A 532-nucleotide genomic window follows, 5' to 3' on the forward strand; every position below is an offset into this window, starting at 1 on the left:
CATAAATTTCAGCCATAAAAAAAGGCCACCTAAGTGACCTTCTTTCGATTTAAACTCTCTCTAAAGAGACTTTAAATTACGCAATGATTGACGCTACAACACCAGCACCAACAGTACGTCCGCCTTCACGGATTGCGAAACGTAGACCTTCGTCCATCGCGATTGGTGCGATTAGCTCAACAACCATCTTGATGTTATCACCAGGCATTACCATTTCTACGCCTTCAGGAAGCTCAACAGCACCTGTTACGTCAGTTGTACGGAAGTAGAACTGTGGACGGTAACCTTTGAAGAATGGAGTGTGACGTCCGCCTTCTTCTTTTGATAATACGTATACTTCTGATTCAAATTTAGTGTGAGGCTGGATTGAACCAGGCTTCGCTAATACTTGACCACGTTCTACGTCTTCACGCTTAGTACCACGTAACAATGCACCAATGTTCTCACCTGCACGACCTTCGTCAAGCAATTTACGGAACATTTCAACACCTGTACAAGTTGTTGTCGTTGTATCTTTGATACCTACGATTTC

Annotated in this window: 1 protein-coding gene; it reads right to left on the reverse strand. The window is 43.4% G+C overall.

Annotated features, from left to right (window positions below):
* Positions 1 to 76: 76 nt before the first annotated feature.
* Positions 77 to 532: EF-Tu/IF-2/RF-3 family GTPase (locus Q4575_RS19760; protein WP_303523947.1), on the reverse strand; the 456-nt coding region annotated here is incomplete at its 5' end.

It is taken from the genome of Psychrosphaera sp. 1_MG-2023, from assembly GCF_030548245.1.
In the GTDB taxonomy this organism is placed as follows: domain Bacteria; phylum Pseudomonadota; class Gammaproteobacteria; order Enterobacterales; family Alteromonadaceae; genus Psychrosphaera; species Psychrosphaera algicola.